We start from the raw sequence: 13,637 nt of genomic DNA, 5'->3' as shown, positions 1-13,637 counted from the left end.
CGTGACCTGATTTGGTTGTTGCCTTCATTTCGTTGTGAAGATTCATTCGCCACAAAGGGGAAAAGACGGCGGCATTGCGCCGCCGCCATCTCTTTTACCACCAGACCCAATAGAGTGCCATAATGATGCACGTAAAGGCTACGAAAAAGCCAAAGGCCATGAACAGAATCGGCATCAAGTGCCCTTTGTCCTTCAAGTGCATCCAATAACCCAATTGAACGAATACTTGAAGAATAGCCATGACGAGCAAAATAATAATGATAAAGGTTGTGTTGACCCCTCCGGCAGAAGCAGCCGCAAACGCAATCAGCGTGAGAATAATGGAGAAGATAAACACCACGACGTGTTTCTGTGGCCCTTCCGTCCGGTGACGGTGTTTCACAGGCTGTTGATCTGTCTTATCCTGTGCCGACATGTGCTACCCCACCTTTCCGAGCAGGTACACGACCGTAAAGATGAACACCCAGACCACGTCAATAAAGTGCCAGTACATTGCGGAGACGTATACTTTAGGTGCGGTTACGACCGTCAATCCTTTTTTGAACAGCTGACCGATAATGATTCCGATCCACACAATACCAAAAGCAACGTGGGCTCCGTGGAACCCGACCAGTGTATAGAACGCTGAACTGAATGCACTCGTGGTCATGCCAAACTCTTTATGTTTCACATACTCGTAGAACTCGTAAATTTCCAGGGCGAGAAATCCCATGCCCAGTACTACTGTGATGCCAAGCCACAACGCCAGTGCATCTCGCTTGCCCTTATGCATGGCCTGAATCGCAAATACACTTGTCAAACTACTGACCAGGAGAATGAACGTTGCAGCGGCCACAAGTGGCAGGTGGAACAGCTCATTCGCCGTAGGTCCATCATTGGTTTGGCCACGAAGAGCCAGGAAGGTAGCAAAGAGTGTACCGAACAGTACCGTCTCGCCGCCAAGGAACAACCAGAAGGCGATAAGCTTGTTACGGCCCTCCAGCGTTGCTTTCTCCGGTTCATGCGGCAATTTGTCGTTCACCGGTTCGGCATGTGAGGTTGTCATGTTCTAGCCCCCTTCTCATCCTGATCCTCCGGTTCAATATGCCAGCCATGATCATCATAAAGTGAACGAAGTGCCATTGCGCCAAATGTGATTACGAGACCAATAATAACTACAATATAATTGTTAAAAATGACATTCATAAATGCATTACCAAATTCATCCTTGCTGAACATCAAGCCAAGTCCCGCGATAAAGATACCTACTGACATTACAAACGGCAACGGCGTTGCTGAAGGCATATGAATCGAACCTACCGGTTCTGCCGGTGTCATCTCCGTATGTCCTGCCATTTTTTCCTTCCAATATGCATCAATTCCGCGTACCAGCGGCGTCTGCTTGAAATTATATTCCGGCGGCGGAGATGGAATAGACCATTCCAGTGTACGGCCGTCTTCCCACGGATCGTTTGGCGCGCCAGCCGGTTTTCTCATGGTGATTACGATGTTCGCGAGGAATAAGATAACTCCCACACCCATCAGAAATGCCCCGACGGAGCTGACCAGATTGAGCAGGTCAAAGTCCTGATTCGGCAAGTATGTAACGATCCGGCGCTGCATCCCCATCAGACCGAGGAAATGCTGTACAAAGAACGTTAATTGGAAACCGATCATAAATGTCCAGAACGTCCATTTGCCCAGTGTTTCGCTGAGAATACGTCCGAACATCTTCGGCCACCAGTAATGCAGTCCCGAGAACAATCCAAGTACGAGTCCCCCTACAATAACGTAGTGGAAGTGGGCTACAACAAAGTACGTATCATGGAACTGGAAGTCTGCCGGAGCAGATGCCAGCATGACGCCTGTAACACCACCCATAACGAAGGTTGGAACAAATCCAACTGCGAACAGGTTTGCCGCGGTAAAGCGGATCTGTCCACCCCACATCGTAAAGAGCCAGTTAAAGATTTTGATCCCGGTAGGTACGGCAATCAACATCGTGGAGATGGAGAAAAGCGCGTTGGCTACATTACCCAGACCTGTTGTAAACATGTGATGCGCCCATACCATGAAGCCCAGGAAGGCAATCAGGATGGTGGCAAATACCATCGAGCTGTATCCGAACAACCGTTTACGCGAGAAGGTCGGAATAACCTCCGAGATAATACCAAATGCCGGCAAAATCAGAATGTATACTTCCGGGTGCCCGAAGATCCAGAAGATGTGCTGCCAGAGTACGGGGTTACCGCCACCTGCGACATCGAAGAAATTCGCTCCCAGTATACGGTCAAACGTCAAAAGTACAAGCCCTACCGTGATGGCAGGAAAAGCAAAAAGGATAATGGCAGATGTAATAAATGTCGTCCATGTAAACATCGGCATCCGCATGTAGGACATGCCTGGAGCACGCATTGTAATAATCGTTGCGAGAAAGTTAATGCCCCCGATGAGCGTTCCCAGACCCGCGATCTGAAGACCGATGGTGTAGAAATCCACACCATGCGTTCCACTGTACTCACTGCCCGAAAGCGGCGTATATGAGGTCCAGCCCGCATCTGGTGCTCCGCCCATAACCCAGCTCAGGTTCAACAACAATCCACCAAACAGGAATGTCCAGAAACCCAACGCGTTAAGAAAAGGGAAAGCAACGTCCCGTGCCCCGATCTGCAAAGGCACGACAGCATTCATAATGGCAAAAATAAGTGGCATGACACCAAGGAAAATCATCGTTGTTCCATGCATTGTAATCAATTCGTTGAAGACCTGTGCCGATACAAAATCATTCATAGGCTTCATCAGTTGAATCCGAATCAAAATGGCTTCAATGCCGCCGATTCCAAAGAAAAATCCACCCGCAACCAAATAAAGAATGGCGATTTTTTTGTGATCGACGGTGGTGATCCAATCCATCAAGCCCCTGTACCTCTTGACGCTATGCGCATGAGCCAAGGTTGTGTACCCCCTTCTTCGTCCTTGCTGTTCTATTCATAGTCCAATTTGTAGTTGGCCAGATATTCGGCAATTCCGTCGATTTCTTCATCCGTCAACCCAAGATCCTTGGGATTCGGCATGGTATTGCCCGGCTTCACGGATTGTGGATCATGGAGCCATTCTTTCATGTTATCCAGTACCGGACTACCTTCTTCCTGTCCCTCGCGAGAATTCAGCAAAATGCCTGCGACAGATTCCTTGCCGCCGATTCCCGTCAGGTTAGGTGCAACCGGTCCACCTTGATCACCAACAGCGTGGCAAGAAAGGCAGTTTGTTTTGAACTTTTCGGCCAATTGAGTGTCTTCAGGAAGGACTGCGGGTGCTTTCATCTGGTTCACCCATCTGTCAAAGGATTCCTGACTCACTGCTTTTACCTTAAACTCCATGAAAGCATGCGATCTGCCACATAATTCGGCACATTTACCGCGGTAAACGCCTTCATTCGGTGCAGAGAAACTGAACTTGTTAAGTGTTCCATCCGGGTTTGTGTCCATTTTGCCCGCAAGTGACGGCACCCAGAAGGAGTGAAGCACGTCAGCGGTTTTTAATTCGAATGCGATTTTTGTTCCGGTCGGGATGATGAGATCTTGAGCGGTGGTTACGTCATATTGAGGATAAGTGAATTCCCACCAGTACTGATGTGAGGTGACTTGGACCTTAAGTGCATTTTTGTCATTGGACAGATCTTCGCCTTGGGCAAAAATCGTTTGGACCGTCGGTACTGCCAGAACAATAACCAGCAATAACGGAATGGCTGTCCAGATTACTTCCAGCTTGAAATTACCTTCAACCTGTTCGGGCATCTCAGTCTGCCCGGCTCGTCTACGAAACCGGATCAGAACATAGGCCGCTATGGCAAATACAATGATGAGCACCACGATCATAATGGCGATGGATAACTTCATCAAATCATATTGGCCTTGCGCTACAGGACCCTGAGGTTTCATTACCGACAAGTCTTCCCGCCCGCATGCGGATAGCAGCAAAGAGAACACCGCCAGCAAGGGGAGAATTCGCTTTGCAACCTGCCACTGTTTCATCATTGATCTACCCCACTTTTTTACGTTTTCGTAGATTACCGTTGTCGTTCGGTAGAAAGGCAACAAAAGGTACGTTTCAGCACGATACGCATAATCCTCTTCATCATACAGAACGCTTACAAAAATAACGCTTCCAGTACTCCCGTGTTTTCCTGCTCAGGGCATGTCTGCGCATTCTTCCAATTCATTCTATATGCTTCAATCACTTATTAAATATAAGTTGAGGGTATGATTTTGTCAATCTTTGGACACATGTTCACAAATTGTTCACTTTATGTAAAAAACCGCTCTACAACTTGATTTGCAAACGATTTCAGTTAAAAGTATTACACTCTACATTTGAAAATTTTTGCCAAATTTCGGTGATAAAACTCGATTTATTGGTGATTTTTCTCACATTGAAAACATGTGCTATTATGCAAAAGAAAGATCATAATTTATGGAAAACCTCTTCCATATCCATTCAGAAGACATGCCTATCGCTCCATACCGCTATCTTCAAGCTCAAAACAGCATGGAGCATTTGGGAGAAAGTTCAACTCAAGTCCTCTTCTTCATTGACTTCATCTCACGTGCCATCGGTCAGAATCAAGGGGCCATTCCCAGTAATCGCAACCGTATGCTCATACTGGACCCCCCAGCTGCCATCTACTGTCCTTACCGTCCATCCATCTTCATCCCACACAACGGCCCCGGAACTGCCCTTTGTAAAGATTGGTTCAATCGTAATAACCATGCCCTCGGTGAGCATCGTGCCTGTTCTACGTTTGCCATAAGGCAGAACATTTGGGGGTTCATGAATATATTGACCAATCCCATGACCGATGAGAGGCTTCACGATCCCGTACCGATACAGTCTGGCTGTTCGTTCAATGGCACTTCCAATATCGCCGAGTGTATTTCCTGGAACTGCCTGGGCAATCGCCCGCTCAAGTGCCTTCTCCGTGCGTCTCATCAGCTTGCGAATGGATCTGCTTGTTTCACCAATTCCATATGTCCAGGCCGAGTCAGCAAGCCAGCCGTCTTTGTTCACCACCATATCGATGGTCACTACATCCCCACTCGCCAGCTCCTCTTCCCCCGGAAATCCGTGGCAGACCACTTCATTAACAGAGGCACACGTCGCGTACGGATATCCTTTATACCCTTTTTGCTCCGGCGTGGCTCCTCGTGCTGCCAGAAACTCTTCCACCCGCTCATTAACCTCTGCTGTCGTGATACCGGGGATCATCCACTGCTCAATATGCTGGTGACAACTTCGCAAAATTCGTCCAGCTTCCCGCATGTAGCCAATCTCTTCTTTTGTTTTCAAAATAGGGTCCACATGCATTCATCCTTCCCGCTGTAGGTGTACTCCCATATATATGCAGCAGGAACGCAAAAAAAACCGCCTGCCGGAGCTTATCGCCCGGGAGACGGTTCTATTCATTATCGGAACAGTATAATCAGAGTTGTGTGTTGTTTCAGGACACGGAAGAATCCATCTTGACAAGCTCATGCTCAACCACAGAAGTCAATTCTTCCTCGTATCCACCCGTAATCCGGTATTTTCTCACGTACTCCTTCACGAATTTTTTTGGATCTTTAGGACGGAAAATCCGAGTCATTTCCCTCAAACTTTCTTTGACCTCATTGTGACCTTTCGTTGCCATTGTAATTCCCTCCCAAAACGTTGAAAGTGAATGCTCCGTTTAGAGAATGCCGAATAAGTCTTAAATGCCATCCATGAAGTTGTGTGCGCGGCTTAAAGCAAGCTTTAGGTCGGGAACCTCGCTAGAAAGCAAGTACCTGACACTATAAATACCCGATATGATTCGGAATGAATCATAATCTTATTGTAGCATATTCGGAAGTATCTTACGACTTGACGATTTCCTCTAATAAATATAACGGCTTTCATGCCCAAAAAGTTTAATTCCGAATCATATGTTATGAATGCCACCATTCTATACGGAATTAATATATCCAGCATAACACTGAACTATTCGGGGGATATTATCACGGACAACCCATACAGTTAAATTAATGGTATCTAAAAGGAGGCGCCGTTTCATGGAACGCAAAGAACAGGATATGCTGCCCCTTTCACATGAAAAGGTGGAAGTCGACGGAGTATATATCAACGAAGCCGGACGTGAGGAACATCTGCATCGCGGGCAACACTTCCCGGCAGATCCCGTTCTCGGCAAGTCAGAATGGAAACTGACGGAGTATGCTTTTGATAATCACCACGAAGGACGTACCGATGAACGTTTGGTTCCCAAAGAAAATGATGCTGATAAAATGGGCAAGATCACAAACCCTCGCAGACAGATCGAGGGCGGAAGATAATATTGTTTGATTTGTTAGTCAGATAAATTCACAGGTTCAGTTCTGTCCATCTCCTTCATAGCCTAGTAAAAAAGGTTAAAGGAGGCTGGACCGGATGTCCCCCATGAAATCGTCTAGCGGTCTGGATGAAAATATTGCCGGTATGCTCTGTTATCTATTTACCTTTGTAGGCGGGATTGTCTTTCTCGCTGTGGAGAAGCGGAGCCGGTTCGTTCTATTTCACGCTCTGCAATCCGTGACCGTCTTTGGCATCATTATGGTCGGACATGTACTATCGGCTTTTCTTCCGTTGTTTGGGCCACTGGTGGCATCGCTGTTATCCCTGCTCGGTGTGGTGGTCTGGCTCATCATGGTGGTCACCAGCCTGCAGGGGAAATGGCTAAAGCTGCCTTGGGTTGGCGATTTCGCAGAGAAACAGATGCGTCATCTGTAACTTTAGGAAGACATGATCCAAAAAAAAGACGATCCATCCCCTTTAAAATGGGGGTGGATCGTCTTTTTGATTATATATCTGGCTTGAACTTGAACATATATTCGTTGTTTCGCATGTAAAAGTGACTTGTTCATGTGGTTGAACATTCACAGTATAAATGATGTATGCCATAAACCATTCATGCTGTATATTACCATGCATCAACCTGCTTAAATATTCATCTTGTTAAGGTTAAATTACAAACCGTTAACATAACAATCATGCTGGATTATAGGTCTAGTTCGGCTATTAAGCCGACTTGCCTGTTTCTCCAAGGATGGCATCAGCCTGTTGTTCAGCCATCTTGGCGGCTGTTTCCTGGGTTCCCAGACCGTTGAACAGCAGATTCATGAAGATCGCCGTGAAGCTGCCTGCAATGATACCATTACCAAGCATAATCTGAGCCCAGGCCGGTGCACCTGCGAACAACTCAGGTACAACGGTAACCCCAAGCCCCATACCTACAGAACAAGCGATGACAAACAGATTCTCATGTCGGTTCAGATCAACCTGACTGCCGATAATTCGAATGCCTGATGATACCACCATGCCAAACAAGGCCACCATGGCTCCGCCAAGAACCGCCCCTGGAACGAGCTGTGCGAGGGCTGCAATTTTTGGCACAAATCCAATGACCACCAGGATTCCACCAGCCACCACAATGACATCACGTGTCTTCACACGTGTCATCTGTACCAGCCCTACATTTTGCGAATACGTTGTATACGGGAATGAGTTGAAAATACCACCTAACACAATGGCCAGGCCCTCTGCGCGATAACCGCGCGCCAGGTCCTTGGACGACAGATCCTTGTCCAGGATTTTGCCCAGAGCCATAAATACACCTGTGGACTCGGCCACGCTGACAATCGCCACCAGAATCATCGTCAGGATCGGTACAATCTCAAATGTCGGTCTGCCAAAGTAAAACGGCTGAACAACGTGGAACCAACTTGCATCGCGAATAGGAGCAAAATTAACCTCGCCCATAAACCCAGCCGCAATTGTACCTACGAGCAGACCAATCAATACTGAGATGGAACGGATAAAACCTGTTGTAAAACGAGTCATTAAAATAATAAAGACCAACACACCGAAACCGAGCAACAAGTTCACTCCGCTGCCAAAATCTTCTGACCCCTGACCGCCACCCAGATCGTGGAAAGCAACTGGGATCAGAGTCAGACCAATAATGGTCACAACAGAACCTGTCACTACTGGAGGAAAGAGCCTGATGAGCTTCCCAAAGAGTCCGGAGAAGATCAATACGAACAGTCCTGAAGCGATGATCGCTCCGTAAATGGCAGATACTCCACTGTTCATCCCGATTAGGATCATCGGAGACACGGCCTGGAATGCACAACCGAGCATAACAGGCAGCCCTACGCCGAAATATTTATTTCCCCATACCTGAAGCAATGTAGCCACACCACATGCAAGCAGGTCAATGGCAATAAGATAGGTTAGCTGTTCCTGTGTAAAACCTAATGCGTTACTAACGATCAATGGGACAACGACGGCTCCTGCATACATCGCAAGCACGTGCTGTAGTCCGAGTGAGAACGTTTTGATTGGATGCCGATGCCGCTGAAAAATACGTTCGCGTGCCATATTAGTTCGTGCCCTCCTCGTCCGCAAATGTAACCTGTCCATCCGACAGTGCCCCGATGCGAACCAGCGATTCCACACGGTATCCTGCTTCTTTCAGCAAGCGACCTCCCGGCTGGAATGCTTTTTCAATAACAATACCGATACCTACCACTTCTGCTCCAACCTGCTCCACAATACGAGCCAGACCAAATGCTGCTTCACCATTCGCCAGAAAATCATCAATGATCAATACGCGATCCCCAGGCTTCATAAACTTCTTGGCAACGGTGATTTCATTGGTTTCCTGCTTCGTGAAGGAGTAGACCTTCTCCACCAGAATGTCTTCCGTCAGTGTGAGCGACTTCTGCTTCCGTGCAAAGATCAGCGGTACGTTCAGCTCCAACGCAGTCATGATACCTGGTGCAATCCCTGACGACTCAATCGTCAGCACACGAGTTATATTCTCTCCTTCAAAGCGGCGAATGAATTCCTTGCCCACTTCCTTCATCAGAACCGGGTCCATCTGGTGGTTCAGGAATGAATCCACTTTGAGTACTTGCTCGGACAGGACGATACCTTCCTGTCTTACCTTGTCTTTTAACAATTGCATTGCAATTCTTCCCCCTGAATGCCCTCCGCAGAAGCTCACACGCTCTTCCAATCGGATGGTAAAAAAGCAAAAAGCCCGCCTTTTCACACGCTGCGGAATAACCGGAGACGGGAAAGACGGACTTGTACGTATATGGACAAGCCGTATGGATGCTGCAAGTGTACTGGATGGACAGAATGACAGGAATTCAATCCTGATAGAAGAAACTTCAAACAGTGTAATCGGAAACAGATAAAAGCCACTTGAACCTGCTCTTCAGTGAAACTGTCTGAGAATGATCTCATGCCAACCATACAAAACATTGCAATATCTTTCCCGTAGTCCGATCATTCCGGTGATCGGGTAGAGACATGCAGGCCTATTCCTGCACATATACGAGTAACGGCATATTTAATTTTTTGGCTCCATGATTCGTTACAATGTATGATCGCGAACCTGAATGTACATGGTTAAACATAACTGACAATGTTAGAAGTATACCGAATCGGCGGCGTGAAATAAAGAAGTATTTTCATGGAAGTTGCGGAAACTTGTCTTAATTTGCAAACAGGGGGTGATAGGAATCATTTTTTTATGTACAATATGAGAACGGAAGCGCGGATCTGAACGGAGAATGGATGGAAACGCGGCCTATATTTTGAATTGAATGATCAAAGGAGATATGCAAACATGAAAGGCGTACTTAACGAATTCAAGGAATTTGCCGTCCGCGGCAACGTCATCGATCTGGCGGTCGGTGTCATTATTGGGGCTGCTTTTGGTAAAATCGTCACATCCCTTGTAAATGATATCATCATGCCCCCGGTTGGAAAACTGATGGGTGGAATCGACTTCAGTCAGAAAATCTTCAACCTGGATAGGGGTATGAAAACAGCAAACGGACAGGAGATCACCACACTTGCTCAAGCCAACGAAGCCGGTGCTACCGTGATTGCTTATGGTCAGTTCATCAACGTCATGATTGATTTTCTTATCGTTGCGTTCTGTATCTTCATGCTCGTGAAGGGCATCAACTATCTCAAAAGCAAAGAACACAAAAAGCCCGAGCCGCAAAAAACGACCAAGGCTTGCAAGTATTGCCTATCTGAAATTCCAGCCGCAGCTACCCGCTGCTCGCACTGTACTTCAGAACTGGAAGCAGAAGGAACCGGCGCTCTAGCATAATCACAATGAACGTATAAAGACGCACCGAGTTGAATTACGGATATAAATCCTGATGCGGGGGACAACCTCTTACTTGCTAGGGTATATGTATGAAAAGCTAGCCATATGGGCTTCATTAACAAAGGTTGCGTAGCTTAATGGTTTGAAGGTTCCACCGTAAAGGTGGGGCCTTTTTTTGTGCCTAACATACATGCGTTACACGTGCTCCCCCATGAATGTCATTTGCAGCCATGCTCATGAACTAGAAACGGCGTGGCAGCAAATGCTCCAGGATCGACTTCAGATCTTTATCTTCCTTGTAAACTTCTTCCCCAGTATCAAGCTCTGTCACGCGAATATATTCAAAGTTTGCCGAAGCATCCACTGGTTTGAACAACAATTGGGCCTCATCTTCCAAACGTACATTAAATCCCATATCCTTAAACATGCTGCTTAACTGACTGTTAGCCGGTTCCTGTCCTTGCCCTACAAATATAAGTCCTCTAAGACTTTTACGTTCCTGAGGTTGCGGATAAATCACCTGAAAGTGTACAATGCATTCCATACGATCGTTCCCCTTTCGTTTAAAACATACTTTGTGAAATTTTGAACTTTAAAATCTGCTATATAAGGAGATACGTATCATGACCCCAGAACGTTTCGACATTTATGACGATCAGCAAAATTGGATCGGCACTTCACTACGCAGTGAGGTCCATGCCAAAGGATATTGGCACCGTTCATTCCACTGCTGGATTGTGCGTGACAAAGACGAGCAGCGACAGGTTCTTTTTCAGCGACGGCGTGATATTAAGGATACTTTCCCCGGATGTTACGACATTACAGCAGCAGGCCATCTTACCGCAGGTGAACAACTGCAAGACGCCAGTCGTGAGCTGGAGGAAGAACTGGGTGTGAATACTCCATTCGAGGCACTAACCTATCTACTCACGGCTACACAGCAGCTCCAAGGAGAGGTGCGTGGTGTCCCATTCATAGATCGGGAATTCAGCGCGGTCTATGGATTATGTCTGAACCAGCCGCTCGAAGCCTACGTTCTGCAGCCTAGCGAGGTGGATAGCCTGTATGAAGTGCCGCTGAATGATCTACTCGCTTTGTTTCGTAATGAGATCGACGTCATTCAAGCTACCGGAGTTCAGACTCACCCGTCTAGTGATCATGTAGCTGATGAACCGGAACGTATCGTTCGCGAGATTCGGGCAACGGAATTTGTACCCCATGGTACAGCTTATTATACGGATGTGCTCGAAGCTCTATATCACGTGCCCAAAGAGTGATCATGTAGGATCCTGTTCAACCCGATCCAGTTCAATCGAATGTTCATAGCTTCATTTTCTCAAAAATAGCATAACTTCATACCTTTACTATCGACTTGACTGGAAACAGATGCTGTGACGAACATCACTGTCATATCTCAAACCAGCACAAACAGGCGCCTGCCTTCGGGCAGCGCCTGCTTTATGTACACACGTATTCGTTTCATCAAGATAGGTACGTTTGTGCTGGCATGTTCACTCCATCTGAGGTGAATTAGTCGCCGATCTGTCTAGCTCTGGTCACCCTCTCCTGATGGAGAAGACCAATAACGTGCAGAGATTTCTTCGTACCGGTGCCCATAGCGTGACTCCAGTTCCTCACCCATATCCTGTTCCAGTTCGTACAACACCAGCTCTTGAGCAAAATGATTCAGCAGCAGTCCAGTCATTACCGGATGCTCCGTCACCACTGCCTGTGTGGCGCATGATTCCCCACGCATGCCCAGCATGCACCAGCGGCGATCGACCACCAGGGAAAATTTCCGACCATTACCTGTACCATACATAGGCATGCCTGGCCAAGGGACAGGCTGATCCAGCATGCCTTCACCACCATCACACGACCATAACAGCCGCACACCCCGAGCTTCAGCCTGCTGTAAGTCATTACGCAGCAGCTCTGCCTCTTCACGCCAGACGTCTACAACAATCTCATGCTGAGCCTCGGCCAATTCACGGCTCAGATTCTCAAACACATTTTTGTCCCCTTCGACGTTATAGAAGACAGGCTTTTCCGGTTCACTCTTGGGCATGCTGCTCTGAACATAATCCAGCGAGGTACGCATCTGATCGGAGATCATACGTGTCATCTCCTCAGGCTTCAGCACACTATACTTCGCCGGCTCCCCCGGACTGCACCGCAGGAAACCACGTTGTTCCAGCCGTTGCAGGGTCGCATATACATTGGAACGGGACACGCCCAGCCGCTTCGCAACCTCATATCCTGAAGCCGATCCCTGGCGGGCGAGTTCCACCATAATTTTAGATTCCATCTCGGTAAATCCGAGATGACGCAAATGATGCAGCAGTTGGTCCATATTCCCGTCCCCCCATGCTGTCAGCAACCCGCACTGCCTCACACTGATGCGGCAGTGCTTCTACTGCATCAGATCAGATCTGTTCAGCACCACAGCGCGGGCACCACTTCGAACCTTTGGGCAGCTCGGCTGCACAAATCTGACAATTCACCATTTCGCGTGAAACTTCGGTCTGTACGTCCACCGTGTTCACAATCGGGTTATTTTCCTTCCAGTAGCGGATGCGTTCGTCCAGTTCCTGCTGACGCTCGCGTTCCCGTTGCATCTCTTCATCTCTGCGGCGTTCCCACTCTGCATCGAACGCTTCCTTTTCTTCCTGGGTAAATTCCGTACTGTTATATTCCGATTCTGTCTCCAGATCGGCTATGGACGGAATGACTGTGTGATACGGCTCATCTTCCTCCAGTTCCAATTCTGGTGGCGCATCGTAGAAGTCCGGCTCCGGAGTTTGGGTCTGAGTTACAGCTGCCTCCTGTCTCGCGGCTGTGGTGGCTCCTGCGACTCCTGCTGCTCCTACTTTAGGCGCTGCTGTCTTGAGTTCACCCAACTTGCGTCCACATTTAGGGCAGAAGTTGGCATCCAGGGAAGCGACGTGTCCACACTCGCACAACCGTTCGTTCTTAAGTTGTGCAATCTTGTTGCGAAGGCCATCAATCTCGTCCTGCAATTCGTCGCACAGCTGCGACAGATCCACCATTTCTTTTTCCGCACGCGTCATATCCTGTGCCCGATAACCCTCATAGAAGATGCGACCCATATCTGTAAAATGGACTTCCTGTTCCTGTTGCAAGCCCACAATCTGGTTGTTCAATTTCCCAATCTCAACGGCGTGTTGGGCACGCTCTGTTGCTTTGTTCGCTCCGTCTTTGATGCGCTGAAGCAGTTTCATGACCATTCCTCCTCTGTCCCGTCAAAACCAATATTATCATTTCTATTTAGTAGTAAATTAGCATATTACATCCTTCATGCAAAATGCTCAGGCATATAACTTATACGATATCATGCCAAAAAGTTGCGTAATCTCGTGCAGGTGCCCGTTTTATACCGATACTGGATGAAATCAGGGGCTTTCGTCAAGACCATATGTTCGGGTATAATGAAGCT

General features: G+C 47.6%; 16 protein-coding genes and 1 riboswitch. Of the genes, 5 read left to right on the top strand and 11 right to left on the bottom strand.

Annotation, left to right across the window (positions count from 1 at the left end):
* Positions 1–94: 94 nt before the first annotated feature.
* The 6 genes from F0220_RS03230 to F0220_RS03205 all read right to left on the bottom strand — a co-directional run bounded on the left by F0220_RS03230 (position 95) and on the right by F0220_RS03205 (position 5,665).
* The gene (locus tag F0220_RS03230) at positions 95–415 is read right to left on the bottom strand and encodes a cytochrome C oxidase subunit IV family protein (RefSeq protein ID WP_036613178.1); all 321 of its coding nucleotides are present in this window, start codon (positions 413–415) and stop codon (positions 95–97) included.
* Between the two features lie 3 nt (positions 416–418).
* Positions 419–1,045: a cytochrome c oxidase subunit 3 gene (locus F0220_RS03225; RefSeq protein ID WP_047840264.1), complete on the bottom strand. Its 627-nt coding sequence runs from the start codon at positions 1,043–1,045 to the stop codon at positions 419–421.
* Positions 1,042–2,892 (bottom strand): cytochrome c oxidase subunit I, encoded by a 1,851-nt coding sequence (gene ctaD / locus F0220_RS03220; protein WP_373419873.1) that lies wholly within the window; start codon positions 2,890–2,892, stop codon positions 1,042–1,044. The genes F0220_RS03225 and ctaD overlap by 4 nt, the downstream gene beginning before the upstream one ends.
* Positions 2,893–2,963: 71 nt before the next feature.
* Positions 2,964–4,016: a cytochrome c oxidase subunit II gene (gene coxB, locus F0220_RS03215; RefSeq protein ID WP_047840266.1), complete on the bottom strand. Its 1,053-nt coding sequence runs from the start codon at positions 4,014–4,016 to the stop codon at positions 2,964–2,966.
* A 565-nt stretch (positions 4,017–4,581) separates the two neighbouring features.
* The gene (gene map / locus F0220_RS03210) at positions 4,582–5,343 is read right to left on the bottom strand and encodes a type I methionyl aminopeptidase (RefSeq protein ID WP_105601403.1); all 762 of its coding nucleotides are present in this window, start codon (positions 5,341–5,343) and stop codon (positions 4,582–4,584) included.
* A 133-nt stretch (positions 5,344–5,476) separates the two neighbouring features.
* Positions 5,477–5,665 carry a hypothetical protein gene (locus tag F0220_RS03205; RefSeq protein ID WP_017690840.1) on the bottom strand — a complete coding sequence of 63 codons (189 nt, stop codon included), beginning with the start codon at positions 5,663–5,665 and terminating at the stop codon, positions 5,477–5,479.
* A gap of 400 nt (positions 5,666–6,065) precedes the next feature.
* On the opposite strand from F0220_RS03205, the gene F0220_RS03200 reads away from it, so the two are divergent.
* Together F0220_RS03200 and F0220_RS03195 are read left to right on the top strand one after the other, a co-directional pair.
* A complete protein-coding gene (locus tag F0220_RS03200; protein ID WP_105601404.1) occupies positions 6,066–6,344 on the top strand; it encodes a transposase in 279 nt (92 codons plus the stop codon).
* Positions 6,345–6,438: 94 nt separating this feature from the next.
* The gene (locus tag F0220_RS03195; protein WP_062837331.1) at positions 6,439–6,777 is read left to right on the top strand and encodes a DUF4870 domain-containing protein; all 339 of its coding nucleotides are present in this window, start codon (positions 6,439–6,441) and stop codon (positions 6,775–6,777) included.
* Between the two features lie 288 nt (positions 6,778–7,065).
* On the opposite strand, the gene F0220_RS03190 is transcribed toward F0220_RS03195, so the two are convergent.
* Both F0220_RS03190 and F0220_RS03185 read right to left on the bottom strand, forming a co-directional pair.
* Complete coding sequence (locus F0220_RS03190) at positions 7,066–8,427, bottom strand: nucleobase:cation symporter-2 family protein (protein WP_091018632.1); 1,362 nt, start codon at positions 8,425–8,427, stop codon at positions 7,066–7,068.
* Between the two features lies 1 nt (position 8,428).
* Entirely contained in the window at positions 8,429–9,016 is a 588-nt protein-coding gene (locus F0220_RS03185) for a xanthine phosphoribosyltransferase (protein ID WP_036613196.1), read from the bottom strand.
* Between the two features lie 55 nt (positions 9,017–9,071).
* Here F0220_RS03185 and F0220_RS03180 point away from each other — a divergent pair, with 55 nt between their 5' ends.
* Both F0220_RS03180 and mscL read left to right on the top strand, forming a co-directional pair.
* Positions 9,072–9,251, top strand: a complete 180-nt coding sequence (locus F0220_RS03180) for a hypothetical protein (protein ID WP_146118071.1) — start codon at positions 9,072–9,074, stop codon at positions 9,249–9,251.
* Positions 9,252–9,314: 63 nt separating this feature from the next.
* Positions 9,315–9,414: riboswitch (purine riboswitch) on the bottom strand.
* 271 nt (positions 9,415–9,685) lie between these two features.
* Positions 9,686–10,180 carry a large conductance mechanosensitive channel protein MscL gene (mscL, locus tag F0220_RS03175; protein ID WP_105601406.1) on the top strand — a complete coding sequence of 165 codons (495 nt, stop codon included), beginning with the start codon at positions 9,686–9,688 and terminating at the stop codon, positions 10,178–10,180.
* 241 nt (positions 10,181–10,421) lie between these two features.
* On the opposite strand, the gene F0220_RS03170 is transcribed toward mscL, so the two are convergent.
* The gene (locus F0220_RS03170) at positions 10,422–10,724 is read right to left on the bottom strand and encodes a hypothetical protein (protein WP_017690846.1); all 303 of its coding nucleotides are present in this window, start codon (positions 10,722–10,724) and stop codon (positions 10,422–10,424) included.
* Between the two features lie 79 nt (positions 10,725–10,803).
* On the opposite strand from F0220_RS03170, the gene F0220_RS03165 reads away from it, so the two are divergent.
* Positions 10,804–11,457: an NUDIX hydrolase gene (locus F0220_RS03165; protein ID WP_091018629.1), complete on the top strand. Its 654-nt coding sequence runs from the start codon at positions 10,804–10,806 to the stop codon at positions 11,455–11,457.
* 269 nt (positions 11,458–11,726) lie between these two features.
* Here F0220_RS03165 and F0220_RS03160 read toward each other — a convergent pair whose 3' ends face one another.
* Positions 11,727–12,533 carry a TrmB family transcriptional regulator gene (locus tag F0220_RS03160; RefSeq protein WP_091018627.1) on the bottom strand — a complete coding sequence of 269 codons (807 nt, stop codon included), beginning with the start codon at positions 12,531–12,533 and terminating at the stop codon, positions 11,727–11,729.
* A gap of 73 nt (positions 12,534–12,606) precedes the next feature.
* Complete coding sequence (locus F0220_RS03155) at positions 12,607–13,422, bottom strand: zinc ribbon domain-containing protein (RefSeq protein ID WP_076329699.1); 816 nt, start codon at positions 13,420–13,422, stop codon at positions 12,607–12,609.
* Positions 13,423–13,637: the final 215 nt, after the last annotated feature.

Origin of the sequence: Paenibacillus sp. 37 (assembly GCF_008386395.1) — a bacterium.
GTDB classification, from domain to species: Bacteria; Bacillota; Bacilli; order Paenibacillales; family Paenibacillaceae; genus Paenibacillus; species Paenibacillus amylolyticus_B.
This window is presented reverse-complemented; position numbering and strand designations above follow the sequence as displayed.